Origin of the sequence: Pseudomonas fragi (genome assembly GCF_002269505.1) — a bacterium.
Lineage (GTDB): Bacteria > Pseudomonadota > Gammaproteobacteria > Pseudomonadales > Pseudomonadaceae > Aquipseudomonas > Aquipseudomonas fragi_D.
Genome location: NZ_NQKQ01000022.1, coordinates 40,583 through 67,295, shown reverse-complemented (window position 1 = coordinate 67,295; position 26,713 = coordinate 40,583). Strand labels below are relative to the sequence as shown.

The 26,713-nt window shown below is 59.5% G+C and carries 22 protein-coding genes and 1 other RNA gene; 7 read left to right on the top strand and 16 right to left on the bottom strand.

The window, feature by feature from the left end:
* From smc to recR, 7 genes are all read left to right on the top strand, one after another.
* Entirely contained in the window at positions 1-3,489 is a 3,489-nt protein-coding gene (gene smc, locus CJU81_RS17835) for a chromosome segregation protein SMC (protein WP_095037682.1), read from the top strand.
* A 258-nt stretch (positions 3,490-3,747) separates the two neighbouring features.
* Positions 3,748-4,632, top strand: a complete 885-nt coding sequence (gene zipA / locus CJU81_RS17830) for a cell division protein ZipA (protein WP_095028154.1) — start codon at positions 3,748-3,750, stop codon at positions 4,630-4,632.
* 96 nt (positions 4,633-4,728) lie between these two features.
* Entirely contained in the window at positions 4,729-7,089 is a 2,361-nt protein-coding gene (gene ligA, locus CJU81_RS17825; protein ID WP_095037681.1) for an NAD-dependent DNA ligase LigA, read from the top strand.
* Positions 7,090-7,334: 245 nt separating this feature from the next.
* Positions 7,335-7,431: signal recognition particle sRNA small type (gene ffs / locus CJU81_RS17815), an RNA gene on the top strand.
* Between the two features lie 223 nt (positions 7,432-7,654).
* Positions 7,655-9,706 carry a DNA polymerase III subunit gamma/tau gene (gene dnaX, locus CJU81_RS17810; protein WP_095037679.1) on the top strand — a complete coding sequence of 684 codons (2,052 nt, stop codon included), beginning with the start codon at positions 7,655-7,657 and terminating at the stop codon, positions 9,704-9,706.
* Positions 9,707-9,783: 77 nt separating this feature from the next.
* On the top strand, positions 9,784-10,122 hold the full coding sequence (locus CJU81_RS17805; RefSeq protein WP_019826710.1) for a YbaB/EbfC family nucleoid-associated protein: 339 nt from the start codon (positions 9,784-9,786) through the stop codon (positions 10,120-10,122).
* A gap of 118 nt (positions 10,123-10,240) precedes the next feature.
* Positions 10,241-10,843 (top strand): recombination mediator RecR, encoded by a 603-nt coding sequence (recR, locus tag CJU81_RS17800; RefSeq protein ID WP_016780292.1) that lies wholly within the window; start codon positions 10,241-10,243, stop codon positions 10,841-10,843.
* A gap of 129 nt (positions 10,844-10,972) precedes the next feature.
* Here recR and CJU81_RS17795 read toward each other — a convergent pair whose 3' ends face one another.
* The 16 genes from CJU81_RS17795 to ccoN (CJU81_RS17720) all read right to left on the bottom strand — a co-directional run bounded on the left by CJU81_RS17795 (position 10,973) and on the right by ccoN (CJU81_RS17720) (position 26,672).
* Positions 10,973-11,518 (bottom strand): adenine phosphoribosyltransferase, encoded by a 546-nt coding sequence (locus tag CJU81_RS17795; protein ID WP_095037678.1) that lies wholly within the window; start codon positions 11,516-11,518, stop codon positions 10,973-10,975.
* 53 nt (positions 11,519-11,571) lie between these two features.
* The gene (gene fnr, locus CJU81_RS17790) at positions 11,572-12,306 is read right to left on the bottom strand and encodes a fumarate/nitrate reduction transcriptional regulator Fnr (RefSeq protein WP_088379456.1); all 735 of its coding nucleotides are present in this window, start codon (positions 12,304-12,306) and stop codon (positions 11,572-11,574) included.
* Positions 12,307-12,426: 120 nt separating this feature from the next.
* Positions 12,427-13,809 (bottom strand): oxygen-independent coproporphyrinogen III oxidase, encoded by a 1,383-nt coding sequence (hemN, locus tag CJU81_RS17785; RefSeq protein WP_095037677.1) that lies wholly within the window; start codon positions 13,807-13,809, stop codon positions 12,427-12,429.
* A gap of 205 nt (positions 13,810-14,014) precedes the next feature.
* Positions 14,015-14,698 (bottom strand): sulfite exporter TauE/SafE family protein, encoded by a 684-nt coding sequence (locus CJU81_RS17780; RefSeq protein WP_095037676.1) that lies wholly within the window; start codon positions 14,696-14,698, stop codon positions 14,015-14,017.
* Positions 14,691-14,921 carry a cbb3-type cytochrome oxidase assembly protein CcoS gene (gene ccoS, locus CJU81_RS17775; protein WP_095028160.1) on the bottom strand — a complete coding sequence of 77 codons (231 nt, stop codon included), beginning with the start codon at positions 14,919-14,921 and terminating at the stop codon, positions 14,691-14,693. The genes CJU81_RS17780 and ccoS overlap by 8 nt, the downstream gene beginning before the upstream one ends.
* A 20-nt stretch (positions 14,922-14,941) precedes the next feature.
* Complete coding sequence (locus CJU81_RS17770) at positions 14,942-17,392, bottom strand: heavy metal translocating P-type ATPase (protein ID WP_095037675.1); 2,451 nt, start codon at positions 17,390-17,392, stop codon at positions 14,942-14,944.
* A gap of 100 nt (positions 17,393-17,492) precedes the next feature.
* The gene (locus CJU81_RS17765; protein ID WP_095037674.1) at positions 17,493-18,032 is read right to left on the bottom strand and encodes a FixH family protein; all 540 of its coding nucleotides are present in this window, start codon (positions 18,030-18,032) and stop codon (positions 17,493-17,495) included.
* Positions 18,033-18,043: 11 nt separating this feature from the next.
* Positions 18,044-19,459: a cytochrome c oxidase accessory protein CcoG gene (ccoG, locus tag CJU81_RS17760; protein ID WP_095028162.1), complete on the bottom strand. Its 1,416-nt coding sequence runs from the start codon at positions 19,457-19,459 to the stop codon at positions 18,044-18,046.
* Between the two features lie 334 nt (positions 19,460-19,793).
* Entirely contained in the window at positions 19,794-20,771 is a 978-nt protein-coding gene (gene ccoP / locus CJU81_RS17755; RefSeq protein WP_016780303.1) for a cytochrome-c oxidase, cbb3-type subunit III, read from the bottom strand.
* A complete protein-coding gene (locus CJU81_RS17750; RefSeq protein ID WP_003447209.1) occupies positions 20,768-20,959 on the bottom strand; it encodes a CcoQ/FixQ family Cbb3-type cytochrome c oxidase assembly chaperone in 192 nt (63 codons plus the stop codon). Before CJU81_RS17750 ends, ccoP (CJU81_RS17755) begins: the two co-directional genes overlap by 4 nt.
* Before the next feature lie 5 nt (positions 20,960-20,964).
* Positions 20,965-21,576: a cytochrome-c oxidase, cbb3-type subunit II gene (gene ccoO / locus CJU81_RS17745; protein WP_095028165.1), complete on the bottom strand. Its 612-nt coding sequence runs from the start codon at positions 21,574-21,576 to the stop codon at positions 20,965-20,967.
* Positions 21,576-23,018: a cytochrome-c oxidase, cbb3-type subunit I gene (gene ccoN, locus CJU81_RS17740; RefSeq protein WP_095028166.1), complete on the bottom strand. Its 1,443-nt coding sequence runs from the start codon at positions 23,016-23,018 to the stop codon at positions 21,576-21,578. Before ccoN (CJU81_RS17740) ends, ccoO (CJU81_RS17745) begins: the two co-directional genes overlap by 1 nt.
* Before the next feature lie 468 nt (positions 23,019-23,486).
* Positions 23,487-24,425, bottom strand: a complete 939-nt coding sequence (gene ccoP / locus CJU81_RS17735; protein WP_095037673.1) for a cytochrome-c oxidase, cbb3-type subunit III — start codon at positions 24,423-24,425, stop codon at positions 23,487-23,489.
* Positions 24,422-24,613 (bottom strand): cbb3-type cytochrome oxidase subunit 3, encoded by a 192-nt coding sequence (locus CJU81_RS17730; RefSeq protein ID WP_029611342.1) that lies wholly within the window; start codon positions 24,611-24,613, stop codon positions 24,422-24,424. The genes ccoP (CJU81_RS17735) and CJU81_RS17730 overlap by 4 nt, the downstream gene beginning before the upstream one ends.
* A 15-nt stretch (positions 24,614-24,628) precedes the next feature.
* Positions 24,629-25,237: a cytochrome-c oxidase, cbb3-type subunit II gene (ccoO, locus tag CJU81_RS17725; protein WP_048358477.1), complete on the bottom strand. Its 609-nt coding sequence runs from the start codon at positions 25,235-25,237 to the stop codon at positions 24,629-24,631.
* A 10-nt stretch (positions 25,238-25,247) separates the two neighbouring features.
* The gene (ccoN, locus tag CJU81_RS17720) at positions 25,248-26,672 is read right to left on the bottom strand and encodes a cytochrome-c oxidase, cbb3-type subunit I (RefSeq protein WP_019826669.1); all 1,425 of its coding nucleotides are present in this window, start codon (positions 26,670-26,672) and stop codon (positions 25,248-25,250) included.
* Positions 26,673-26,713 lie beyond the last annotated feature (41 nt).

Sequence of the window (26,713 nt, the reverse complement as noted above, 5' to 3'; positions counted from 1 at the left end):
GTGCGCCTGACGTGCATCAAGCTGGCCGGCTTCAAGTCTTTCGTTGACCCGACAACCGTGACCTTCCCGAGCAATATGGCGGCGGTGGTAGGCCCTAACGGTTGCGGAAAGTCCAATATTATCGATGCCGTGCGCTGGGTAATGGGCGAAAGCTCGGCCAAAAACCTGCGCGGCGAGTCGATGACTGACGTCATCTTCAACGGTTCAACCACGCGCAAACCGGTGAGCCAGGCCAGCATCGAGCTGGTGTTCGACAACTCCGACGGCACTTTGCTGGGCGAGTACGCGGCCTACGCCGAGATTTCCATTCGCCGCAAGGTGACCCGCGACAGCCAGACCACTTACTACCTCAATGGCACCAAGTGCCGTCGACGTGACATTACCGATATTTTCCTCGGCACGGGCTTGGGGCCGCGCAGCTATTCGATCATCGAGCAGGGCATGATCTCCAAGCTGATCGAGTCCAAGCCCGAAGACCTGCGCAACTTTATCGAAGAAGCGGCGGGCATCTCCAAGTACAAGGAGCGCCGCCGCGAGACTGAAAACCGTATCCGCCGCACCCACGAAAACCTTGCTCGTCTGACTGACTTGCGCGACGAGTTGGGCCGTCAGCTGGAGCGTTTGCACCGTCAGGCTCAGGCCGCCGAGAAGTACCAGGAATACAAGGCCGAGGAGCGTCAGCTCAAGGCTCAGCTGTCGGCCCTGCGCTGGCAGGACCTGAATGAGCAGGTGGGGCAGCGCGAAGCGATCATCGGCACTCAGGAAGTCAGCTTCGAAGCCCTGGTGGCCGAGCAGCGCAATGCCGATGCCAGCATCGAACGCCTGCGTGACGGGCACCATGATCTGTCAGAGCGCTTCAATCTGGTGCAAGGACGCTTCTATTCGGTGGGGGGCGATATTGCCCGCGTCGAGCAGAGCATTCAGCATGGCCAGCAACGTTTGCGCCAGTTGCAGGATGATCTGCGCGAAGCCGAACGCTCGCGCCTGGAGACCGAGTCTCACCTGGGGCATGACCGCACCCTGCTGGCGACCTTGGCTGAAGAGCTACAAATGCTTGATCCCGAGCAGGAGCTCACCAGCGCCGCCGCCGAAGAGGCTGGCGCTGCGCTGGAAGCTGCCGAGCACACCATGCATGGCTGGCAGGAGCAGTGGGACAGCTTCAACCTGCGCTCGGCCGAGCCACAGCGCCAGTCCGAAGTGCTGCAAGCACGCATCCAGCAGCTGGAAACCAGCATGGAACGTGTGGCGGAGCGTCAGCGCCGTCTGACTGAAGAGCGTGCCTTGCTGGCAGCGGACCCGGAAGACGCGGCGATTCTTGAGCTGTCTGAGCAACTGGCCACTAGCGAGCTGACTCACGAAGAACTGCAGGCCAGCGAAGAGCAGTTGGCGCAGCGGCTTGAGCAGGTGCGTCATGACTTGCAACAGGCCACACGCAATCAGCAGCAGGCTCAGGGTGATTTGCAACGGCTGAACGGTCGTCTGGCCTCACTTGAAGCCTTGCAGCAGGCGGCACTGGATCCGGGCACCGGGGCCAGTGAGTGGTTGCGTGAACAGCAACTGGCCGAGCAGCCGCGACTGGCCGAGGGCCTGCGCGTCGAAGCGGGCTGGGAGCTGGCTGTCGAGACCGTGCTGGGTGCGGATCTGCAGGCCGTGCTGGTCGACGATTTTGCCCGCCTGGATCTGGCAGGCTTTGCCCAGGGTGATTTGCGCCTGATCAGTGGTGCAGGGCAGTCGCCTCGTTTGGCGGGCAGCCTGCTGGACAAGGTGGAGGCTGATTTTGATCTGGCGCCGTGGCTGGGCCAGGTCAAGCCGGTTGAAACCCTCGAACAGGCGCTGGCCATGCGCGCGCAACTGGCCGATGGTCAAAGCCTGATCAGTCGTGATGGTTATTGGCTTGGCCGCAACTTTTTGCGGGTGCGCCGCGCCAGCGAAGCTGAAAGCGGCGTACTGGCCCGTGGTCAGGAAATCCAGCGGCTGGGGCTTGAGCGCGAAGAGCGTGAGGCAACGCTGGCGACGCTGGAAGAACAACTGCAACACTTGCGTGAGCAGCAGTTGGTGCAAGAGGAATCCCGCGAGCAGGTTCGCCGCCGCTTGCAGGACGAAGCACGCCAGCAGGGTGAGATCAAAGCCAAGCTCTCCGCCAGCAAAGCCAAGGTCGAGCAATTGACCCTGCGCCGTCGTCGACTTGACGAAGAACTGGCCGAGTTGGCAGAGCAGCGCGCGCTTGAGCACGAACAAGTGGGCGAAGCGCGCCTGCTGTTGCAAGAAGCTCTCGATGCAATGGCTGCCGACACCGAACAGCGCGAGCTGTTGCTGGCGCAGCGTGACAGCCTGCGCGAGCAACTCGACCGGGTGCGTCAGGATGCCCGTCAGCACAAGGATCACGCCCACCAGCTGGCGGTTCGACTGGGTTCGCTCAAGGCGCAGCATGACTCCACCCGTCAGGCGCTTGAGCGCCTTGAAATGCAGTCCGAGCGTCTGGCTGAAAAACGCGAGCAGCTCAACCTCAACCTGGAGGAGGGTGAAGCCCCTCTGGAAGAGCTGCGCCTGAAGCTTGAAGAATTGCTCGACAAGCGCCTGAGCGTGGATGAAGAGCTGAAGATTGCGCAAACCGCCCTCGAAGACGCCGACCGCGAATTGCGCGATGCCGAAAAGCGCCGCAACCAGGCTGAGCAACAGTCGCAGCTGATTCGTGGCCAGCTCGAACAGCAGCGTATGGAATGGCAAGCCCTGACTGTGCGCCGTACGGCGTTACAGGATCAATTGTTGGCAGACGGCTATGACTTGCACGGGGTGCTTGCCACTCTCGATGCCGAGATCAACGAACAGCAGGCCGAAGAAGAACTGGAACGTATTGCTGCACGCATTCAGCGTCTGGGCGCGATCAACCTCGCGGCCATCGATGAGTATCAGCAGCAGTCGGAGCGCAAGCGCTATCTCGATGCCCAGGATGCCGATCTGGTCGAAGCACTCGATACCCTCGAAAACGTCATCCGCAAGATCGACAAAGAGACCCGCAGTCGCTTCAAAGACACCTTTGATCAGATAAATGGTGGATTACAGGCACTTTTCCCAAAAGTTTTCGGTGGCGGCAGCGCTTATTTGGAACTGACGGGCGAAGATTTACTCGATACAGGGGTGACAATCATGGCGCGCCCGCCGGGCAAGAAGAACAGCACGATCCATTTGCTGTCCGGTGGCGAGAAAGCCTTGACGGCCCTGGCGCTGGTTTTTGCCATTTTCAAGCTCAACCCGGCGCCGTTTTGCATGCTCGACGAAGTCGATGCACCGCTTGATGACGCTAACGTAGGCCGCTATGCGCGCTTGGTCAAAGAGATGTCGCAGACGGTGCAATTCATCTACATCACCCACAACAAAATCGCCATGGAGATGGCGGATCAATTGATGGGTGTGACGATGCATGAGCCTGGCTGTTCGCGTCTGGTAGCGGTTGATGTTGAGGAGGCAATGGCAATGGTCGATGCTTGAGCTATAAGCATGTAGGACGATTTTTTTCTTTATGTAAGAAAAATTTCATGTATTTGACCGGAATGACGTGCAGGTCGAAAGCTACATGGGCCTAGCTCAATGCGACAGACGGTGTAAAGTTATCTTTGGTCGTGTTAATTTAACGTCTAATTTTTTTGTACGTGGGTAAAACGCCATTCAGAACATAGAGTTGGCGCCACGTTTTAAAGGGCTTTAGGCTCTTCTTCATAGAATCATTTTTTAGGGGCAAGGGATTACATGGAAATCGGTCTGCGCGAATGGCTGATAGTCATCGGCATAGTGGTAATCGCCGGTATTCTTTTTGATGGCTGGCGCCGCATGCGTGGTGGCAAAGGCAAGCTCAAGTTTCGACTTGATCGCAGTTTTTCCAACGCCCCTGACGACGAGCACAGCCCTGAGTTACTGGGCCCAGCACGGGTTCTGGATACGCCAACGCATAAAGAGCCACAGCTCGATGAGCATGACCTGCCATCGGTGAGCATGCCGGCGCGTGATAAAGGCGCCAAGCGCGGCAAGCGTGGCGGTGAGCCGAGCCAGGGTGACCTGAACCTTGATCTTGAACTGGATGAAGGCCCGAGCATCAGCGCCCGTGATGATGACCATGCAGCCCCGGTCAAGCCTGCGCGTGGCCGTGCCAAGCCGAGCGTAGCGGAAGTTGAAGTCAAGGAGCCTGCTGCTGCGCAGCAAGCGGCCGAAGAAGTGCTGGTGATCAGCGTGATCAGCCGTGACCCGGCAGGTTTCAAAGGCCCGGCACTGTTGCAGAACATTTTGGAAAGCGGTTTGCGGTTTGGCGAGATGGATATTTTCCACCGTCACGAAAGCATGGCCGGTAATGGCGAAGTGCTGTTCTCGATGGCTAACGCAGTCAAGCCGGGTGTCTTCGACCTGGATGATATCGACCTGTTCAGCACGCCGGCGGTCAGCTTCTTCCTCGGTTTGCCGGGCCCGCGCCATCCCAAGCAGGCTTTTGATGTGATGGTTGCCGCTGCACGCAAGCTGTCCCAGGAGCTCAATGGCGAGCTCAAGGACGATCAGCGCAGTGTTTTGACGGCTCAGACCATTGAGCATTATCGCCAGCGCATCGTTGAATTCGAGCGCCGTGCCCTGACTCAAAAACGCTGAACATGTGGGGGCTGGCTTGCCTGCTCCCCCCACATGCACCATGAATACTACAAGGAGCAGCCTCGGCTGCTCTTTTGCTTTGTGAGAGAACACCCCATGACCGCCGCCAATACCCGCATTCTAGAACTGCGCGCTGAACTGGATCAGCATAATTACCGCTACCACGTGCTCGACGAGCCGAGCATCCCGGACGCCGAGTACGACCGCCTGTTCCGCGAGTTGAAGGCGCTGGAAGCCGAGCATCCTGAGCTGGTGACTGCCGACTCGCCGACCCAGCGCGTAGGCAGCGCAGCGTTGTCCGCCTTTACCCAGGTGCGTCACGAAGTGCCCATGTTAAGCCTGGGTAACGCGTTCGACGAAACCGATATGCGCGAATTTGATCGCCGTGTCAGTGAAGGCCTGGATCTGCCGGCAGGCGATCTGTTTGGTGGTGGCGCTGAAGTTGAATACAGCTGTGAGCCCAAGCTGGACGGGCTGGCGGTCAGCTTGCTGTACCGGGATGGCAATCTGGTAAGAGGTGCCACCCGGGGTGATGGCACCACGGGGGAAGACATCAGCGTCAACGTGCGCACCGTGCGCAATATTCCGCTCAAGCTACATGGCAGCGGTTGGCCAGCCGTGCTGGAAGTGCGTGGCGAAGTGTTTATGTCCAAGGCCGGCTTTGAGCGTCTCAATGAGACTCAGCTGGCCGCTGGCGCCAAGACCTTCGCCAACCCGCGTAACGCGGCGGCAGGCAGCTTGCGCCAGCTGGATTCGAAAATCACCGCCAGCCGCCCGCTGGAATTCTGCTGCTACGGTTTGGGGCAGGTCTCTGAAGAATTTTCTGATACCCATATCGGCAATCTCAAGCAGTTGCAGCAATGGGGTATGCCTGTCAGCCACGAGCTGAAGCTGGCTCATGGTATTGCCGAGTGCCTGGATTACTACCGCGACATTGGCGAGCGCCGCGCATCGCTGCCTTATGAAATCGATGGCGTGGTGTTCAAGGTCAATAGCCTGGCTTCACAACGTGAGCTGGGTTTTCGCGCCCGCGAGCCGCGCTGGGCCATTGCCCACAAGTTTCCGGCCATGGAAGAGCTGACCGAGCTGCTCGATGTTGAGTTTCAGGTCGGGCGTACCGGTGCGGTAACGCCCGTGGCACGTCTCAAACCGGTCAAGGTGGCCGGTGTGACAGTGTCCAATGCAACCCTGCACAACATGGATGAAGTGGCGCGGCTGGGGCTGATGATTGGCGATACGGTGATTATTCGCCGTGCTGGCGATGTCATCCCGCAAGTCGTTCAGGTGGTGCTGGAGCGCCGTCCTGAAGATGCCCGCCCGGTGCAGATTCCTGAAAGCTGCCCGGTGTGCGGCTCCCATGTCGAGCGCACGCAGCTGATCAAGCGCAGCAAGGGTCGCGAGACCGTCAGTGAAGGCGCGGTGTATCGCTGCGTCGGCCGGCTGGCGTGTGGTGCCCAGCTTAAACAGGCGATTATTCATTTTGTCTCGCGCCGGGCGATGGACATCGAAGGTCTGGGCGAAAAAAGTGTCGAGCAGTTGGTCGATGAAGGCCTGGTGAGTTCCCCGGCAGACCTCTATACCCTGCAGTTCGAGCAGATCGTCGATCTCGAAGGCTTTGCCGAACTGTCGAGTAAAAACCTGCTGCAGGCCATTGCCGACAGCAAGCGTCCGACCCTGGCGCGCTTTATCTACGCCTTGGGCATACCCGATGTAGGCGAGGAGACGGCCAAAGTCCTTGCGCGGTCACTGGCTTCCCTGGAGCGGGTGCAGCAGGCCTTGCCGCAAGTGCTTACCTATCTGCCGGATGTGGGGTTGGAAGTGGCGCATGAGATCCACAGTTTCTTCAGTGATGCACACAACCAACAAGTGATTGCCCAGTTGCTGGAGCGTGGGCTGGAGTTGCAGGACCAGGGCGATCTGGGGGCTGAGTTTGCTGCCAGCACCACATTAGGCGGGTTGATCGACAAGCTGCATATTCCTTCGGTAGGCCCGGGCGGCGCACAGAAGTTGGCCGAGAAATTCGGCTCGCTGGAAGGGGTGATCAATGCCGACTGGCTCGACATGCGCCAGGCGTTGCCGGAAAAGCAGGCCAAGGCAGTGCGCGATTTTTTCGATAATTCTGAAAATGCGCGCATGGCGCTGGAAATCGAAACGCAGTTGCGTGATTTCGGTATGCACTGGCACAGTGAGAAAAAGGCCGTAGAAGGCTTGCCGCTGGCGGGCCAGACCTGGGTACTGACCGGTTCGCTGGAATTGATGAGCCGCGACGTGGCGAAAGACAAGCTCGAGAGTCTGGGCGCCAAGGTATCGGGTTCGGTATCCGGCAAGACCCATTGCGTGGTGGCGGGGCCGGGGGCGGGCTCCAAGCTGGTCAAGGCCAACGAGCTGGGGCTCAAGGTCCTGGATGAAGAAGCCTTTGTCGCGTTTTTGGCCGGGCAGGGTATTTCGCTTCAGTAATGGTTGTGGGAGCGGGCTTGCTCGCGATGCAGGCGACGCGGTGTCTGAGTTGAACCGTGCAGAAGCCATCGCGAGCAAGCCCGCTCCCACAAATGACCTGTGCCGGGTTGCAAGGCGGTGTTTCAACCCGAATCCAAGTACTTGAGCCCATTCATTTTTTTATTCTTGCCACAGCGGTTGTAAGTTTTTCTCAGACAGGTACAATGGCGCCGTTCGCTGCTAGGCGGATGTTGTTATGGTGACCCTATCGGTCCCCCCGCAACGATTACCCGTGAACCTGGTCAGATCCGGAAGGAAGCAGCCACAGCGGGAACATTGTGTGCCGGGGTGTGGCTGGTGGGGTTGCCTCCATTTTTAAAATCCTCAGTTCTGCAGGGTTTTAGCCAAAAAATCCAATTGTGTGCTCATGCCTGTCGGCGTTCAACTGAACGGTCGTGGTGTTTTCGTGCGTGGGTAAAACTGCTCGCGCACCGGCCGCACACAGTTAAACGTGCGCATCGGATGCAATTTCGGCCTTGCTCCGCTAGCATTAGCCCCCTCCGCTTTTCAGACGCGACGGTTATCAATGAGTTATCAGGTTCTTGCACGTAAATGGCGTCCGCGCTCGTTCCGCGAAATGGTCGGCCAGACCCATGTGCTCAAGGCTCTGATCAATGCCCTGGACAGTCAGCGCCTGCACCACGCCTACCTTTTTACCGGTACCCGTGGCGTCGGCAAGACCACCATTGCGCGGATCATCGCCAAATGCCTGAACTGTGAGACAGGTATCACCTCGACGCCGTGCGGCGAGTGCTCGGTATGCCGCGAAATCGACGAGGGGCGCTTTGTCGACCTGATCGAAATCGACGCCGCCAGCCGTACCAAGGTCGAAGACACCCGTGAGCTGCTCGACAACGTGCAGTACGCACCGAGTCGCGGGCGCTTCAAGGTCTATCTGATCGACGAAGTGCACATGCTCTCCAGCCATTCGTTCAATGCGCTGCTCAAGACCCTTGAAGAACCGCCGCCCTACGTCAAGTTCATTCTCGCGACCACCGATCCGCAGAAATTGCCTGCCACGATCCTGTCGCGCTGCCTGCAGTTTTCGCTGAAAAACATGACGCCGGAGCGCGTGGTCGAGCATTTGAGCCATGTGCTCAGTGTCGAGAACGTGCCGTTTGAAGACGATGCGCTGTGGTTGCTGGGGCGCGCGGCCGATGGCTCGATGCGCGACGCCATGAGCCTTACCGATCAGGCCATTGCTTTCGGTGAAGGCAAGGTGCTGGCAGGCGATGTGCGGGCGATGCTCGGCACGCTTGATCACGGTCAGGTCTTCGATCTGCTGCACGCCTTGATCGAAGGTGATGCCAAGGCAATGCTTGAAGCTGTGCGTCATCTGGCCGAGCAGGGCCCGGACTGGAATGGCGTGCTGTCCGAAATCCTCAACGTTTTCCACCGTGTCGCCATTGCCCAGGCGTTGCCTGAGGGGGTCGATAACGGTCATGGCGACCGCGACCGCGTGCTCGCCCTGGCTCAGGCGTTGCCTGCTGAAGATGTGCAGTTTTACTACCAGATGGGCCTGATTGGCCGGCGTGACTTGCCGCTGGCGCCAGACCCGCGGGGTGGCTTTGAGATGGTCCTGCTGCGAATGCTGGCATTTCGCCCGGCAGACACCGGCAACGCGCCGAGTCAGCCGCTAAAGCCAGTGGGGATCAGCCAGGCCACAGTTGATTCCGCCCAAACAGTGGCTGGCACGACCCCTGTTGCGCCAGCCGTTGCCGCTCCGGCAGCAGTTGTTGCGCAACCTGTTGCACCCGTGGTCGAGGTGGTTACCGAGCCTGTGCAGGCGCCCAAGGCCCCGCCAGTGCCCGAAAAGGACTTGCCCTGGAACGAGCCGTCCGCCCCCGTGGTCGAAATCGAGGCAGCGCCTGAGTCGGTGCTGGATACCGTTGGCGAGCCACCTGAATTGCCGCCGATGCCGCTGCCAACGCCAGACAGCGTGGTGCCGGATGCGCCAGAGTGGATCGCCGCAGCGATTCCCGAGCCGACCGCCGAACAGGTGGATGCAGCGGTGTCGGGTATGGATCGCGACGACGAGCCGCCGCTGGACGAAGACTATATCGAGCCGGATATGGATTCGGCTGCCTACAGCTACCTGGATGAGCTGGCCAGTGAGCACGCCGCTGAGCCTGCTCCTGAACCCGAGCCTTTGCCTGCGGCCATGCCGGCAACCGGCCTGGCCCTTGAATGGCTGGAGATGTTCCCCAAATTACCGGTATCGGGCATGACTGCCAGTATCGGCGCCAACTGCACCCTGATCGCGGTTGACGGTGATGACTGGTTGTTGCATCTGGATCCGGCTCACAGCGCGTTGTTCAACCTGACCCAGCAGCGCCGGCTCAACGATGCACTGAACCAGTTCACTCAGCGTACACTCAAAGTCACCATTGAGCTGGTCAAGCCGGAGCAGGAAACCCCGGCCCAGGCGGCTTCGCGTTTTCGTGCAGAGCGTCAGCGTCTGGCTGAAGAGTCGATTTATGCCGACCCGCTGGTGCAGCAGATGGTAGAGCAGTTCGGTGCGGTCGTGCGTGAAGATACGATTCAACCTGTAGAGGTTGCGCAGGCTCAAGCGTCGTAACGCCAGAGCATAAACTTACAGCCCGCAGTCGTTTTGATTGCGGGCGCATTGTCCAAATAACGTTTGAGGTGATTCCCATGATGAAAGGTGGCATGGCCGGCCTGATGAAGCAGGCGCAGCAGATGCAGGAAAAAATGGCCAAGATGCAGGAAGAACTGGCCAATGCAGAAGTCACCGGCAAGGCGGGTGGCGATATGGTCACTGTGGTCATGACGGGTCGTCACGACATCAAGCGTGTGAGCATTGATCCGGCCCTGCTCGAAGGCGTCAGTGAAGATGACCGCGAAGTACTGGAAGACCTGTTCGCCGCAGCGGTGAACGACGCCGTGCGCAAGATCGAAGCCAATAGCCAGGACAAAATGTCTGGCGTGACTGCCGGCATGCAACTGCCGCCGGGCATGAAGCTGCCGTTCTAAGGTGCGCTGAAATGCCAGGCCATGAGCCTGGCATTTTTTTGCCTGTTTTACGGGTATTTGACGCTGGCCCACACCGCAGGTATAAACCGCGTCTCGTTGTTTTGTCGGACCTTTCCCTATGAGCTTTAGCCCCCTGATTCGCCAACTGATCGATGCCTTGCGTACCCTGCCGGGCGTAGGTCAAAAGACCGCGCAGCGCATGGCTCTGCAATTGCTGGAGCGTGATCGCAGTGGCGGCTCGCGCCTGGCCCTGGCCCTGACCCAGGCAATGGAAGGTGTGGGGCACTGCCGTCTCTGCAGAACCCTGACCGAAGACGATCTGTGCCCGCAGTGTGCCGATGTGCGCCGGGATGACACCTTGCTGTGCGTGGTCGAGGGGCCGATGGATGTGTATGCCGTCGAGCAGACCGGTTATCGCGGCCGTTACTTTGTGCTCAAGGGGCATTTGTCGCCTCTGGACGGACTGGGGCCGGAGGCAATTGGCATTCCGCAATTGATGGCGCGTATTGCCGAGCAGGGCACGTTTGCGGAGGTGATCCTGGCGACCAACCCTACGGTCGAGGGTGAAGCCACTGCGCATTACATCGCCCAGTTGCTGAGCAACAAAGGCCTGATTGCGTCGCGTATTGCCCACGGCGTGCCACTGGGTGGAGAGCTGGAACTGGTCGATGGCGGCACATTGGCGCATTCGTTCTCGGGGCGTCGGCCGATTACGTTGTAACGTTGATCAAAAGCCCCCTCTCCCGGAGGGAGAGGGGACTGACCGCGCACGAATTCAAGAACGCCACAAATCAGCTCCCTCTCACTTTGGGAGAGGGCTGGGGTGAGGGTGCTCTTGATCCCGGCGCTATTACTCGGTCAACGAAAATTCCGTCAGGCAGAATGTAGGCACACCCAGATCCTGCAGGCGCTGCGAACCGCCCAGCTCTGGCAGGTCAATGATGGCCGCTGCTTCAAATACCTGCGCACCCATGCGTCGCACCAGATTGGCTGCCGCAATCAGCGTGCCGCCTGTAGCGATCAGGTCATCGACGATCAGCAGCGAGTCACCCTCGCACAGGCTGTCGGCGTGAACCTCCAGAAACGCTTCGCCATATTCCGTCTGATAGCCTTCGGCCAAAACATCAGCGGGCAATTTGCCTTGTTTGCGAAACAGGATCAGCGGTTTGTTGAGCTGGTGGGCCAGTACCGAGCCGATCAGGAAGCCACGGGCATCCATGGCGCCGATATGGCTGAAGTCAGCCTCGACGTAGCGCTCGATGAAACGATCGGCAATAACGCGCATGGCACGGGGCGACTGGTACAGCGGAGTGATGTCGCGAAAGATGACGCCCGGCTTGGGGAAATCAATAACCGGGCGAATCAGGGTTTTGAGGCAAAAATCGTCGGAGACCATATCGGGCTGTCCTGGGGAGCGTTAAGCGCGCCAGTATAACCCGTCAAGCCGTGTCAAACCTCCAGCGAACCACCGGCCAGGGCACACAGCTTGATCGGGTCAAGAATATGCACTTCTTTGCCTTCGGCGGTGATCAACTGGTTTTCCTGCAGGCGGGTAAACACGCGGGATACGGTTTCTACGGCCAGGCCCAGATAGTTGCCGATTTCGTTGCGCGACATGCTCAGGCGGAACTGATTGGCCGAGAAGCCGCGAGCGCGGAAGCGCGCTGACAGGTTGACCAGAAACGTGGCGATACGTTCGTCAGCGGTTTTTTTCGACAGCAGCAACATCATTTGCTGATCGTCACGGATCTCGCGGCTCATCACGCGCATCAGCTGGCGACGCAGCTGTGGCAGTTGTACGGAGAGTTCGTCGAGACGTTCGAAAGGGATTTCGCATACCGGTGTAGTTTCCAGCGCCTGGGCCGATACCGGGTAGGTTTCGGTATCCATGCCGGAGAGGCCTACCAGTTCGCTGGGCAGGTGAAAGCCGGTAATTTGTTCTTCGCCGTTGTCGCTCAGGCTGAAGGTTTTCAATGCGCCAGAACGTACGGCGTAAACCGAGCCAAAGGTGTCGCCCTGGCGGAACAGGAATTCGCCTTTTTTCAGTGGGCGGCCGCGCTTGACGATTTCTTCCAGCGCATCCATGTCTTCCAGGTTCAACGAAAGTGGCAAGCAGAGAGGGGCCAGGCTGCAATCCTTGCACTGGGCCTGATTATGAGCTCGCACTTTTACTGGCTCGGACATTTCTTAAATCCTTGTAGGAAAACACACATAAGATGCAAGGGTACCCCAGCGTGGGGGGGCTAGGCCAGCCGCACCATGCCAGGGCATGCATCTCATGCTGTAGAGGTCGTGTTTGCGACCTTAAATCACCCGCGAATAGCGCTGGCGGGTTTGTTGCTCAAGGTAAGCGTCGAACACCATGCACACAGAACGTACCAGCAGCCGCCCAGCTGGCAGTACGGTCAGTTGCTCGTCATCGAGGGCGATCAGGCCGTCGGCAGCCATGGTCTTGAGCGCCGGCCACAGGGGGGCAAAATAGCCGCGAAAGTCGATATTGAACGCCTGCTCCACAGGCGCGAAAGGCAGATGCAGATTGCAGATGATCTGCTGGATGACCTCGCGACGGATACGGTCATCCTGATTGCATATCAGGCCGCGGCTGGTGGCGAGCTGGCCGCTGGCCAGGGTGTGCTGGTAATTGGCCAGGTCGCTGTCGTTCTGACAGTACAGGTCACCGATCTGGCTGATGGCCGAGACGCCAAGCCCGATCAGGTCGCAATGGCCATGGGTGGTATAGCCCTGGAAGTTGCGTTGCAGGGTTGATTCTTCCTGGGCGATGGCCAGTTCGTCGTCCGGCAGAGCGAAATGATCCATGCCGATATAACGATAGCCGGCGCCGGTCAGTTGCTCGATGGTGCGCTCCAGCATCTGCAGCTTGGCGGCAGGCGAGGGCAGGTCGCTGGTGTTGATGCGGCGTTGGGGCATGAAGCGTTCAGGCAAGTGCGCGTAGTTGAACACCGACAGGCGATCGGGCTGCAGGCTGATCACTTCTTCAACGGTGCGGGCAAAGGCTTCGGGGGTCTGCTTGGGCAGGCCGTAGATCAGGTCGATATTGATCGAGCGAAATTGCAGTGTGCGCGCAGCGTCGATCACGGCCCGGGTCTCTTCCAGGCTTTGCAGGCGATTGACCGCCCGCTGCACGTCCGGGTCGAGGTCTTGCAGGCCGATGCTGACGCGGTTGAAGCCCAGTTCGCGCAACAGGCCCATGGTCGACCAGTCGGCTTCGCGGGGGTCGATTTCGATGCCGTAGTCGCCAGAGTCGTCGTCCAGCAAATTAAATTGCTGGCGCAGCTTGGCCATCAGTTGGCGCAATTCGTCGTGGCTGAGAAACGTCGGGGTGCCGCCGCCAAAGTGCAGTTGCTCGACCTTCTGTTTGGGGTCGAGGTGGCAGGCGATCATCTGGATTTCCTGCTCAAGCTTCTGCAGATAGGGCTGGGCCCGGCCACGGTCTTTGGTAATGACCTTGTTGCAGGCGCAGTAATAGCAAATATTGGCGCAAAACGGCACGTGCACATACAGCGACAGCGGGCGCAGTGCCTTGCGGCTTTCGCGCAGGGCGTGCAGCAGGTCGAACGGGCTGACCTGGTTGTTGAACTGCATGGCTGTCGGGTATGAGGTGTAACGCGGTCCGGCCAGATCGTAGCGGCGGATCAATTCTGGGTCCCAACGAATGGCGTCGAGCATGCGGGCATTCCCCTGGGATGGCTGGCAATGCTCCGGAGTCTAGGGGGTGAGTCGATGTTGCATCTTGATTTGCATCAAGGGCTGTGATTTGGCTTATTCCCTGTAGTCGCTGCCGCAGGCTGCGATAAGGACCGCAGGGCCTTCAAAAACCAGGCCTGCTACGCAGTCCATCGCAGCCTGCGGCAGCGACTACAAGGTGCTTTATCTAATGCCCCATCAACCAATGCTGATGGGGGCCGGGAAGGGTCCAGATACCGAACAGAATCACCAGCAGCCCGCCAGTCATGCGCACGCTGCGTTTGCGTAGCAGTGCGCTCACACGTTCGGCAGCCAGCCCGGTGGCCAGCAAGACCGGCCAGGTGCCAAGGCCAAATGCAAGCATCAGCAGTGCGCTGTCGGTTGCGCTGCCTTGGCTGGCTGACCAGATCAGTGTGCTGTACACCAGCCCGCAGGGCAGCCAGCCCCACAGCGCGCCCAGCAGCAAGGCGCGCGGCAGGCTGGACACCGGCAGCAAGCGGGTGGCCAAGGGCTGGATATGCCGCCACAGGCCGCGGCCCAGGCTTTCGATACGGGTCAGGCCGCTCCACCAGCCAGCCAGGTACAGGCCCATGCAAATCAGCAACAGGCCGGCGAGGATGCGCATGAACATGGCCGCCGGGCTATTGGCCACTGCCCAGCCTGCAAGGCCCAGCAGTAAACCCGCAGTGGCATAGCTGAGAATTCGCCCAAGATTGTAGGCCAAAAGCAGCCTGAAGCGTCGGCTGCGTTGCTCCTTGGGGATGGCCAGGGTCAGCGCGCCCATCAGACCGCCGCACATGCCCAGGCAGTGTCCGCCGCCGAGCAGGCCCAGGATCACGGCCGAAACCAGCAGGGGAGCCAATTCAAGCATGGGGTGGCGACTTGCTGTCGGTGTCGCTGGCCGATTCCCCGTGCTGGTTCCTGGCTTCTTCGACGGCAGCGGTGTGCTGCGGATCCTGGTCGTCGAACAGGATACTGTGGGCCGGGCTGTCCAGGTCGTCGTACTGACCGCTGTCGACCGCCCAGAAGAATATAAAGATGCAGATGGCGACAATCAGCAATGCCGCCGGAATCATGATGTAAAGCGCTGGCATAAAGGCTCCAGGCGACCGGTTCAGGCCGGTAGCGGGCGGTTGTGTGGCATGGCTGGAGTATGCGCCACCGCAGGCATGCGCGTCAGGCGCAAGGCGTTGAGTACCACGGTCAGTGAGCTGAGCGACATGCCGATTGCAGCCCAGATCGGCGTGATCCAGCCCAGCGCGGCAAATGGCAACATAAGGCCATTGTAGAGGCCGGCCCACAGCAGGTTCTCGATGATCACCCGTCGGGTCCGGCGCGCCAGGCTGAACGCTTGCACCAGCGCATCGAGGCGGTTGGACAGCAGCACCGCGTCGGCACTGGTTTTCGCCAGGTCCGTGGCCGAGCCCATGGCCACGCTGATATCGGCAGCGGCCAGTACCGGCACATCGTTGACGCCGTCCCCCAGCATCAGCACCTTGCGCCCCTGGGCGTGCAACTGCTGCAAAACCTGCAGCTTGTCATCCGGGCGCAAGCCGCCCTGCGCTTCATCTATTCCCAGTTCGGCGGCCACGCTGGCGACCATCGGCGAACTGTCCCCCGAGAGCAGCAGCGTGTGCCAGCCGCGGGCCTTGCACGCCGCCAGCAATGCCGGGGCATCGTCGCGCAGGCGGTCGTCCAGGACAAACCAGGCCAACGCGCCGTGAGTGTCACCCAATAGCAGCCATTGGCCGGGTTCTTCCGGCATCGGCACAGCCGGGCACTGGCTTAACTGGCAGACAAAGCCCGGTTGGCCAATGCGCAAGCGCTGTTCGCCGACCCGTCCTTCAAGGCCCAGTCCCGGAGTGCTGTGCACTTCCTCGGCTGCTTGTGGGGCACGGCCAAAGGCGCGGGCTATGGGGTGCTCGGAGCGATTTTCGAGGGCCGCGGCCAGGGCCAGGCACTGGTCGCTGTCCAGGTCGCGCAAGGGGCGGATGGCGCGCAGGGCCAGACGGCCTTCGGTCAGGGTGCCGGTTTTGTCGAAAATCACTGTATCAATCTGATTCAGGCCTTCGATCACGTGGCCGCGGGTCATCAACAAACCCAGCTTGTGCAGCGTGCCGGTGGCAGCAGTGAGTGCGGTCGGCGTTGCCAGCGACAATGCGCAAGGGCAGGTGGCCACCAGCATCGCCAGGACAATCCAGAAGGCCCGTGATGGATCAAGTTGCCACCACCACAGGCCGATCCCGGCAGCGGCGATTAACGAGAACAGCAGGAACCACTGCGCGGCCTTGTCGGCTATTTCCGCCAGGCGTGGTTTTTCGCTTTGCGCACGATCCAGCAGGCGCACGATGGCGGACAGGCGAGTGTCCTGGCCCAGCGCCATGACCTCGACGGTCAACGCGCCTTCCACATTCAGGGTGCCCGCAGTGACAGCATCGCCACTGCGGCGCGGCTGCGGCAGGTACTCGCCGGTCAGCAGGGATTCGTCGATGCTGGACTGGCCATCGAGGATCTTGCCGTCAGCCGGCAGGATCGCCCCCGGATGTACAAGTACTCGGTCGCCGACTTTCAGTTCGCTGAGCAAGATACGCTCGCTTTGTCCGTCGGCGCTCAGACGCAGGCATGAGGCGGGCAGCAGGTTGACCAGTTGCGCAGTGGCGGCGGCGGTGCGTTCCCGGGCGCGGCGTTCCAGATAGCGTCCGGCCAGCAAAAACAGGGCAAACATGCCCACGGCATCGAAATACAGTTCACCAACACCGGTGATGGCGGTCCAGATCCCGGCGATATACGCCCCGCCAATGGCCAGGGACACCGATACATCCATGGTCAGGTGGCGGGTGCGCAGGTCGCGCATGGCGCCTTTGAAAAAGGGGGCGCAACTGTAAAACACGATGGGTGTTGTCAGAAACAACGCAACCCAGCGCAGGATGGTGTGCATTTCGGGACTTAGATCGATATTGAACTCTGGCCAGGTGGCCATGGTAGCCATCATGGCCTGGAACCACAGCAGCCCGGCGACGCCGAGCTGGCGCAAGGCCAGGCGGTTTTCGCTGGCCAGTTGTTCGGTGGCGCGATCGGCCTGGTACGGGTGCGCGGCATAACCGATGTGGCGCAGTTCGCTGAGGATTTCACTCAACGGTACCTGGCTATCGTCCCAGCGTACCTGCAGGCGATGGTTGGACAAGTTGAGTCGCGCTTCACTGACGGCAGGCAGATGGCGCAGGTGCTTTTCGATCAGCCAGCCACAGGCGGCGCAGCTGATGCCTTCGATCAGCAGGGTGGTTTCGGCCTGCTCGCCTTCATGTCGGACAAAGGGCTTTTGCACGTCAGGTCGGTCATACAGGGCCAGCTCTTCGACCAGTTGCACGGGCAGTGCCTGCGGATTGGCGGAGGCTTCACTGCGGTGCTGGTAGTAGCTTTCGAGGCCGCCGGCGACGATGGCTTCGGCCACCGCCTGGCAGCCCGGGCAGCAGAATTCGCGAAGTTCGCCCAGTACAAGGGCGGTAAACCGGCTGCCGGGCGGGACGGGCAGGGCGCAGTGAAAGCAGGGAACGGGAGTGGTCATGGTGTGTTGAGCGCGCCTGGCCTTGGTATTTGAGTGGGCTGCTTGCCCTCACCCCAACCCTCTCCCGGAGTGAGCTGATCAGGGTGCTTTTGCTTAACGCTTACTTGTCGTGAACTTCTGCGCCCTGGATAGGCTCGTCGCCCAGCAGCAGGTCCTTGTCGTGGCCGACCAGTTCTTCTTCAAACAGGCGCCAGGTCTTGCCGTCTTCAACACCCAGCAGCTCAACAAAGCGCCGACCTTCGATCTTGTCATCCAGTTGGCCGATGTAGCGACCCGGTTCCGTTGCGCTCTGGCTCAGGCTGATCTTGCGGTCTTTTTCCGGCTGGGTTGGCGAAATCAGGTTCAGTTCCAGCACTTGCGGCTTGCTGTTGCCCTCAAGCAGCAGCACGACTTCGCCGGTCATCTCGTCCAGGCGCAACTTGGCTTTGAGCTGCAGGGTCTGGCCCAGAAGCTCACGGTCCAGAGCCCGGTTGATGCCTTTGCCAGCCTCGTAGTAATTGTCGTTAACCAGGTTATCTGGGTTGTTCACGGCAATGGTCACCATCGACAAGGTCAGGGTCACCGAGCAGGCCAGGATGGCAATGATGATCCATGGCCAAATGTGCTTGTACCAGGGGCTGGAAGCGTTTGCTGCGGGCATGTCGAGTTCTCTTATCTGATTTGAGGGCCGATGAATCGGCTCTTGGCTTTAACGGTGACGTCGTTGTTGTCGGCGTCCTTGAGGATAAAGAACACCTCGTTGGTGCTTGACGGCAGTTTCTCGGGAGCAATTGACAGCTCGACCGGCAGGCTGACGATATCGCCCGCTGCGACCTTGATTTCACGTTTGCCCTGCAGCTTGAGATCCGGCAAGCCGGCGGCGTCTAGCACATAGGTGTGGTCTTGCTGGTCCTTGTTCATGATTTTCAGGCTGTAGACGTTTTCGATCCGCCCTTCGGCGTTTTCACGGTACAGCACGCGGTCTTTGCTGACATCGAAGCCTACCAGCGTACGAGTAAAGAACGCAGCCGCCAGCAGTCCCATCATGGTCAGCAACACCAGCGCATAGCCGATCAGGCGCGGGCGCAGCTTATGGGTTTTCTGGCCTGAGAGATTGTGCTCGGTGGTGTAGCTGATCAGGCCGCGGGGGTAGTTCATCTTGTCCATGATGCTGTCGCAGGCATCGATACAGGCCGCGCAGCCGATGCACTCGATTTGCAGGCCATCGCGTATATCAATCCCGGTAGGGCATACCTGCACGCACATGGTGCAGTCGATGCAGTCGCCCAGGCCCATGGCCTTGTAGTCGGCGTCCTTTTTGCGCGGGCCACGGACTTCGCCGCGACGTGGGTCGTAGGAAACGATCAGGGTGTCTTTATCGAACATCACGCTCTGGAAGCGTGCATACGGGCACATATAAATGCACACCTGCTCGCGCAGCCAGCCGGCGTTGCCGTAGGTGGCGAGGGTGAAGAAGCCGACCCAGAAATACGCCCAGCCATCGGCCTGGCCGGTGAAGAAGTCGATCACCAGTTCGCGGATGGGCGAGAAGTAGCCGACAAAGGTCATGCCGGTGACAAAGCCGATCAACAGCCAGAGTGTGTGTTTGCTGAACTTGCGCACAAACTTGTTGGCGCTCATCGGTGCTTTGTCGAGCTTGATGCGCTGGTTGCGGTCGCCTTCAGTGACCTTCTCGCACCACATGAACACCCACGTCCACACGCTTTGCGGGCAGGTATAGCCACACCACACGCGCCCGGCGTAAACCGTAATAAAGAACAGGCCAAAGGCCGCGACGATCAGCAGTCCAGAGAGCAGGATGAAATCCTGTGGCCAGAAGGTGGCGCCAAAAATAAAGAATTTGCGTTCGGGCAGGTTCCACCACACAGCCTGGTGACCGCCCCAGTTGAGCCACACCGTACCGAAGTACAGGAGGAACAACACCGCTCCGCCGCCGATGCGCAGGTTACGGAAAAGCCCGGTAAAGGCACGGGTGTAGATTTTCTCCCGGGCCGCATAAAGATCGGTGCTTTCAGCGGGTTTTTTGGCAGGTGGAGTGACGTTGTGTACAGGAATCTGATTGCTCATTAGTGCGTCCCACGGCAGTGGAAAATGCCTCGGTCAGTACGTGCCGACCGCGGTCAGAAGGTGTTGCGATAGCGTAATGATACCCCTGTGACTCTAGCTCAAGGGTGCGACCTTTGGTCGCGTTCCTGAAAAGATCAAGTTGGTATAGGAGTTGTAACAAGTCATGACATGGATCAATTGACTTAAGCCTGTACCTGGGTTGCGCGAAGCCCTGAAACGGGGTTGCACAGGTTGATCTCGTTGATGCCAAAGGTGAGGGGCGGCAGCCTGAAACAAAACGGCCCCGCCAACTCTCGTTGGCGGGGCCGTTTTTTGCAGCACTCAAACGCTTGTATTACTCGTCTGCCTTGGCCTCATCGCCATGGGACAAGCTGTAAACATAGGCGGCCAGCAAGTGAACCTTGTCGTTCCCTTGCAAGTCAGCCTGGGCAGGCATCTGACCCTGACGGCCATAACGGATGGTCTGCTGCAGTTGAGCAAAGCTCGAACCGTAGATAAACGCCCCGGGGTGAGTCAGGTTGGGTGCGCCCATCAGCGGGTTGCCCTTGCCTTCAGGTCCGTGGCAAACCGCACAGTTGGTCGCGTAGATTTCCTTGCCTTTGGCAGGGTCGGCTTTCGCGCCTTCCGGCAGTTTGCGCCCGTCGAGACTGGTCAGCACATAGGCGGCCACATCGCTGACACCTTGCTCGCCGATCACTTCAGACCAGCCCGGCATGACCGCGTGACGGCCGGCCATGATGGTGGTCTTGATGTCGGCAGGCGTACCGCCCCAACGCCAGTCGGCGTCGGTCAGGTTGGGGAAGCCGTAGGCGCCTTTGGCGTCGGAGCCGTGGCACACCGAACAGTTGGAGGCGAACAGACGGCCACCCATTTTCAGTGCTTGCGGGTCCTTGGCCACTTCTTCAATGGGCATGGCTGCGAATTTGGCGAAGATCGGCCCAAACTTGGCGTCCGATTTGGCCATTTCCTTTTCCCACTCGTGCACGCCGGTCCAGCCGGTCTGACCATTGGCAAACGGTGTTTGCTCTTTGGTATCCAGGTACTGATAGCCCGGCAGCAGGCCTTTCCAGTTACCCAGACCCGGGTACAACACGAGGTAGCCGAGGGCGAAAATGACGGTGCCCACAAAGAGCATGAACCACCATTTTGGCATCGGGTTGTCGTACTCTTCGATCCCGTCGAACGCGTGACCGACTTTCTCGTCGGTCTGCTCGCTGCGCTGGCCCTTGCGGGTGGCCAGCAACAGCCAGGTCAGGGCGAAGATGGTACCCAGAGTGAGGACTGTAACGTACAGACTCCAGAACGTAGTCATTCTTTGTTACTCCTAGAAGCTTGCTCTTGCTCGACGTGCTTGATGGCTTCGGGATCATCCTTGAACGGCAACAGGGTCGCGTCGTCAAATTCTGACTTGCGCCGCGGGCTGAATACCCACAATGCCAAACCGATAAAAGCCACCATCACGACGACAGTGCCCAGGCCACGAATCATCCCGATATCCATTCAGATCACCGTTTGCTTTTGATGATGGTGCCCAAGCCCTGGAGGTAAGCCACCAGTGCGTCCATTTCAGTTTTGCCCTTCACTGCATCCTTGGCGCCGGCGATGTCTTCGTCGGTGTAAGGGACGCCGAGCGTGCGCAAGACTTCCATTTTTTTCGCGGTGTCCTTGCCGTCCAGCTTGCGCTCTACGAGGAACGGGTAAGCCGGCATGATCGACTCAGGCACAACGTTGCGCGGGTTGTACAAGTGCGCACGCTGCCAGTCATCGGAGTAACGCCCGCCGACTCGCGCCAGGTCCGGCCCGGTACGTTTGGAACCCCACAGGAACGGGTGGTCCCATACGCTTTCACCGGCTACCGAGTAGTGACCATAACGCTCGGTCTCGGCGCGGAACGGACGGATCATCTGCGAGTGGCAGCCGACACAGCCGTTGGCGATGTAGATATCGCGGCCTTCAAGCTCCAGCGCGGTGCGTGGCTTCATGCCCTCGACCGGAGTGTTGGTCACGTCCTGGAAGAACAGCGGAACGATTTGCGTCAGGCCGCCGATGCTCACGGCAATGACCATGAAGAAGGCCATCAGGCCGATATTCTTCTCGATTGTTTCGTGCTTGATCATCAGTGGGCTCCAACTACAGCGATCTTGCTCGCTGCTTCAGCTTCTGCCGGGTTCGAGGCACGAACGGTACGGAACACGTTGTAGGCCATGAACAGCATGCCGCTGGCGAAAATGGCACCGCCAAGGGCGCGAACGATAAAGCCCGGGTGGCTGGCTTGCAGCGCTTCCACGAACGAGTAGGTCAGCGTGCCGTCGTCGTTGATCGCACGCCACATCAGGCCCTGGGTGATGCCGTTGACCCACATCGAGGCGATGTAAAGCACGGTACCGATAGTTGCCAGCCAGAAGTGCACGTTGATTAGGCCGGTGCTGTACATCTGTTTCTGGCCGTAAACTTTGGGGATCATGTGGTACATGGCGCCGATCGAGATCATCGCTACCCAGCCCAAAGCGCCGGCGTGTACGTGACCGATGGTCCAGTCGGTGTAGTGCGACAGCGCGTTGACGGTCTTGATTGCCATCATCGGGCCTTCGAAGGTCGACATGCCGTAGAAGGCCAGGGACACCACGAGGAAGCGCAGGATCGGGTCGGTGCGCAGCTTATGCCAGGCGCCCGAGAGGGTCATCATGCCGTTGATCATGCCGCCCCAGCTTGGAGCCAGCAGGATGATCGACATTGCCATGCCCAGCGACTGGGCCCAGTCCGGCAGCGCGGTGTAGTGCAAGTGGTGCGGACCTGCCCAGATATAGAGGGTGATCAGCGCCCAGAAGTGCACGATGGACAGGCGGTATGAGTAGATTGGGCGCTCGGCCTGTTTCGGCACGAAGTAGTACATCATGCCCAGGAAGCCGGTGGTCAGGAAGAAACCTACGGCGTTGTGGCCGTACCACCACTGAATCATGGCGTCAGTCGCCCCGGCGTAAGCCGAGTAGGACTTGAAGAAGCTCACTGGCAGAGAGGCGTGGTTGACGATGTGCAGCATTGCCGTCACGACAATAAAGGCACCGTAGAACCAGTTACCGACATAGATGTGCTTGGTTTTGCGCTTGGTAATGGTGCCGAAGAACACAATGCCGTAGGTCACCCAGACAATGGCCAGCAAGATAGCCAAAGGCAATTCCAGCTCGGCGTATTCTTTGCTGGTGGTGTAACCCAGTGGCAGGGTGATGATCGCGCCGACGATAACCGCTTGCCAACCCCAGAAGGTAAACGAGGCCAGCGTATCGGAGATCAGTCGTGTCTGGCAGGTTCGCTGCACGACGTAGTAAGAAGTGCCAAACAATGCACAGCCACCAAAGGCAAAGATCACAAGGTTGGTATGCAGGGGGCGCAGACGGCCGAAGGTCGTCCACTCGAGGCCAAGGTTCAATTCAGGCCACACAAGCTGTGACGCGATGAAAACCCCGAGCCCCATGCCAAGGATCCCCCAGACCACCGTCATGATGGCGAACTGGCGGACTACCTTATAGTTATAAGCAGTCGGGCTGATTGCTGTGCTCATTCTAAGGTTCCACGGTTTAGGTATTTTATTAGGATAAAAATCGGTCGCAAGTATGTATAAAGCGTAGGGCTATTGCAACGAACCATGACCCCGGTCAATGCTTTCCAAGGCTTGTTCTGCGGCCTTTCCATGCGGGAAGTAAGGTCAAAGTGACCTCGCCAAAAACGCCGCATGCAGGGCAAAAGTGAAGGGGTCGAGGCGGGCTGGTTGAGGTGGGGGCAAGGCGCGGCAAAAATCGTAATGCACGATAGCCGGTGCAAACCCACCATTGTGGCCCGTAACGCTGCCCTTCAACTTACCGGTTAGTTTCACTTGACGTGACGCTGCATAGATCCGGCTCACACAAGCGTTGAGCTTAGTCTTGAATGGCGGGAGAGCAATGGCGGGGCATAAAGAGGTGCGACACTTGGTCGCGCTTTGAGGCGGGAACTGCCGCACCAAAATGATGCGGCAGGAAATGTCCGGTAATTATTCGGCAGTTTTTTCCTCTTGATTACCGTGTGACAAGCTGAACACATAAGCCGCCAGCAACTGCACCTTGTCGTTGCCCAGCAACTCGTTTTGCGCCGGCATATGGCCCTGGCGACCGTGGCGAATGGTTTGCTGCAATTGCGCCAGGCTGGTGCCGTAGATAAAGCCGGCTGGTTGAGTCAGGTCGGGCGCGCCCATCATCGGCATGCCTTTACCGTTTGCCCCGTGGCAGGCCACGCAAGTGGTATCAAACGCTTGCTTGCCAGCAGCCAGATCGACAGTGGCGCCTTCAGGCAACGGCAGACCTGCCAGGTCGTGGCGTACATAGGCGGCGACGTTTTTCACCCCGTCTTCACCCAGGACTTCACCCCAAGCTGGCATTGCCGCGATGCGACCGCCCATGATGGTGGTTTTGATCGTGTCGGCATCGCCGCCCCAGCGCCAGGTGTTGTCGGCCAGATTGGGAAAGCCGAAAGCACCCTTGGCATCCGAGCCGTGGCACACCGAGCAGTTGGAAGCAAACAGGCGCCCGCCCATTTTCAGTGCTGCCGGATCCTGAGCGACTTGTTCAACGGGCATGGAGGCGTATTTGGCGTAGATGGGCCCAAATTTGGCGTCCGCCTTGTCCATTTCCTTTTCCCACTCATGTACACCGGTCCAGCCATTCTCATAGCCGGGCAGCAGGCCTTTCCAGTTGCCCAGGCCCGGGTACAGGATCAGGTAGCCCACGGCAAATACCAGCGTGCCGACGAACAACATGAACCACCATTGTGGCAGCGGGTTGTCGTATTCCTCGATGCCGTCAAAGCTGTGGCCCATGGTCTCGACGGTATCGCTTTTGGTCTCGCCCTTGCGCGTACTGACCAGCAGCCAGGTCAGGCCGATCAGCGTGCCGATAGTCAGCACGCATATGTACAGACTCCAGAAGGTGGTCATGCTTTGTTACTCCTAGACGCTTGTTCTTTCTCTACGTGTTGAATCGCCTCTGGATCGTCCTTGAATGGCAGTAAGGTCGCGTCTTCAAACTCCGATTTGCGTCGTGGGCTGAACACCCACAGCGCCAGACCGATAAACGCCACGGCCACCACCACGGTGCCCAGGCCGCGAATCATTCCACTACTCATCTCCAAGACCATGACTCACCTCTTGCTCTTAATGGCAGTGCCCAGCACTTGCAGGTAGGCGACCAGAGCGTCCATCTCGGTCTTGCCCTGCACGGACTGCTTGGCGTTGGCGATGTCTTCGTCGGTATAAGGCACGCCCAGGGTGCGCATCACTTCGAGTTTTTTCTCGGTGTGGCTGCTGTCTACCGGGGCTTCCACCAGCCATGGGTAGGCAGGCATTTTCGACTCGGGCACGACGTTGCGCGGGTTGTACAAGTGCGCACGGTGCCAGTCATCCGAGTAGCGCCCGCCGACGCGGGCCAGATCCGGCCCGGTGCGCTTGGAGCCCCACAGGAACGGGTGATCCCACACGCTTTCCCCGGCGACCGAGTAGTGACCATAACGCTCGGTCTCGGCACGGAACGGACGGATCATCTGCGAGTGGCACTGCACGCAGCCTTCACGGATGTAGATGTCGCGACCTTCCAGTTGCAGTGCGGTGTAAGGCTTCATGCCTTCCACCGGGGTGTTGGTCACGTCTTCAAAGAACAGCGGGACGATTTGCGTCAGGCCGCCCACGCTTACGCACAGGATCATCAGCAACAGCATCAGGCCGATATTTTTTTCAACGACTTCGTGTTTCATTGCCAACTCCTCAGGCCATCTGCGCGGCGGCTACGACTTCAGCGGGCTCGGCGTTACGCACGGTGCGCCAAGTGTTGTAAGCCATCAGCAACATGCCGCTGAAGAAGATCGCACCACCGACCAGTCGCACGACATAGCCCGGGTGGCTGGCCACCAGGGTTTCGACGAAGGAGTAAGTCAGCGTGCCGTCTTCGTTGACTGCGCGCCACATCAGGCCCTGGGCGATGCCGTTGACCCACATCGAGGCGATGTAGAGCACGGTGCCGATGGTGGCCAGCCAGAAGTGCGCGTTGATCAGGCCCAGGCTGTACATCTGCGGGCGGCCGAAGATTTTCGGGATCATGTGGTACAGCGCGCCGATCGAAATCATCGCCACCCAGCCCAGCGCGCCGGCGTGAACGTGGCCGATGGTCCAGTCGGTGTAGTGGGAGAGGGCGTTGACGGTCTTGATTGCCATCATCGGGCCTTCGAATGTCGACATGCCGTAGAAGGCCAGGGACACCACCAGGAAGCGCAGGATCGGGTCGCTGCGCAGCTTATGCCAGGCGCCCGAGAGGGTCATCATGCCGTTGATCATGCCGCCCCAGCTCGGAGCCAGCAGAATAAGTGACATCACCATGCCCAGCGACTGTGCCCAGTCCGGCAGCGCGGTGTAGTGCAAGTGGTGCGGACCTGCCCAGATGTACAGGGTGATCAGCGCCCAGAAATGCACGATGGACAGGCGATAGGAGTAGATCGGACGTTCGGCCTGTTTCGGCACGAAGTAGTACATCATCCCCAAAAAGCCCGCCGTCAGGAAAAAGCCCACAGCGTTATGCCCGTACCACCACTGCACCATGGCGTCAGTGGCGCCACCGTAGAGTGAGTAGGACTTGGTGAAGCTGACCGGGATTTCCAGGTTATTGACGATGTGCAAAATCGCCACAGTCACGATAAAAGCGCCGAAGAACCAGTTGCCCACGTAAATGTGCTTGGTCTTGCGCTTCATGATCGTGCCGAAGAACACGATGGCGTAGGCCACCCAGACGATGGTGATCAAGATGTCGATCGGCCATTCCAGCTCGGCGTATTCCTTGGAACTGGTGTAACCCAGTGGCAGGCTGATGGCCGCCAGGACGATGACCAGTTGCCAGCCCCAGAAGGTAAACGCCGCGATTTTCGGCGAAAACAGGGTGGCCTGGCAGGTGCGTTGCACCGAGTAGAACGAGGCGGCGAACAGTGCGCAGCCGCCGAAGGCGAAAATCACGGCGTTGGTGTGCAATGGGCGCAGGCGCCCGAAACTGGTCCAAGGCAAATTGAAGTTGAGTTCTGGCCAAACCAACTGCGCGGCGAGAAAAACCCCGAGCCCCATACCGACGATGCCCCAAACCACCGTCATAATGGCAAATTGGCGGACCACCTTGTAGTTGTAGGCGGTACTTGTAGAAGTGTTCATGGTTCCCCATCCACGGTTCAGGCGCGTCAAACGCACGCCTG

Bases quoted from the DNA above. Each gene is read 5' to 3' on its own strand.
- CJU81_RS17780 (WP_095037676.1), bottom strand. From the start codon at position 14,698: ATGCTTGAATTGGCTCCCCTGCTGGTTTCGGCCGTGATCCTGGGCCTG.
- ccoO (WP_095028165.1), bottom strand. From the start codon at position 21,576: ATGATCAAGCACGAAACAATCGAGAAGAATATCGGCCTGATGGCCTTC.
- ccoG (WP_095028162.1), bottom strand. From the start codon at position 19,459: ATGAGCAATCAGATTCCTGTACACAACGTCACTCCACCTGCCAAAAAA.
- recR (WP_016780292.1), top strand. From the start codon at position 10,241: ATGAGCTTTAGCCCCCTGATTCGCCAACTGATCGATGCCTTGCGTACC.
- CJU81_RS17795 (WP_095037678.1), bottom strand. From the start codon at position 11,518: ATGGTCTCCGACGATTTTTGCCTCAAAACCCTGATTCGCCCGGTTATT.
- ligA (WP_095037681.1), top strand. From the start codon at position 4,729: ATGACCGCCGCCAATACCCGCATTCTAGAACTGCGCGCTGAACTGGAT.
- dnaX (WP_095037679.1), top strand. From the start codon at position 7,655: ATGAGTTATCAGGTTCTTGCACGTAAATGGCGTCCGCGCTCGTTCCGC.
- ccoP (WP_095037673.1), bottom strand. From the start codon at position 24,425: ATGACCACCTTCTGGAGTCTGTACATATGCGTGCTGACTATCGGCACG.
- zipA (WP_095028154.1), top strand. From the start codon at position 3,748: ATGGAAATCGGTCTGCGCGAATGGCTGATAGTCATCGGCATAGTGGTA.
- hemN (WP_095037677.1), bottom strand. From the start codon at position 13,809: ATGCTCGACGCCATTCGTTGGGACCCAGAATTGATCCGCCGCTACGAT.
- ccoO (WP_048358477.1), bottom strand. From the start codon at position 25,237: ATGAAACACGAAGTCGTTGAAAAAAATATCGGCCTGATGCTGTTGCTG.
- CJU81_RS17750 (WP_003447209.1), bottom strand. From the start codon at position 20,959: ATGGATATCGGGATGATTCGTGGCCTGGGCACTGTCGTCGTGATGGTG.
- CJU81_RS17805 (WP_019826710.1), top strand. From the start codon at position 9,784: ATGATGAAAGGTGGCATGGCCGGCCTGATGAAGCAGGCGCAGCAGATG.
- CJU81_RS17765 (WP_095037674.1), bottom strand. From the start codon at position 18,032: ATGCCCGCAGCAAACGCTTCCAGCCCCTGGTACAAGCACATTTGGCCA.
- fnr (WP_088379456.1), bottom strand. From the start codon at position 12,306: ATGTCCGAGCCAGTAAAAGTGCGAGCTCATAATCAGGCCCAGTGCAAG.
- CJU81_RS17730 (WP_029611342.1), bottom strand. From the start codon at position 24,613: ATGAGTAGTGGAATGATTCGCGGCCTGGGCACCGTGGTGGTGGCCGTG.
- ccoN (WP_019826669.1), bottom strand. From the start codon at position 26,672: ATGAACACTTCTACAAGTACCGCCTACAACTACAAGGTGGTCCGCCAA.
- ccoN (WP_095028166.1), bottom strand. From the start codon at position 23,018: ATGAGCACAGCAATCAGCCCGACTGCTTATAACTATAAGGTAGTCCGC.
- ccoP (WP_016780303.1), bottom strand. From the start codon at position 20,771: ATGACTACGTTCTGGAGTCTGTACGTTACAGTCCTCACTCTGGGTACC.
- CJU81_RS17770 (WP_095037675.1), bottom strand. From the start codon at position 17,392: ATGACCACTCCCGTTCCCTGCTTTCACTGCGCCCTGCCCGTCCCGCCC.
- ccoS (WP_095028160.1), bottom strand. From the start codon at position 14,921: ATGCCAGCGCTTTACATCATGATTCCGGCGGCATTGCTGATTGTCGCC.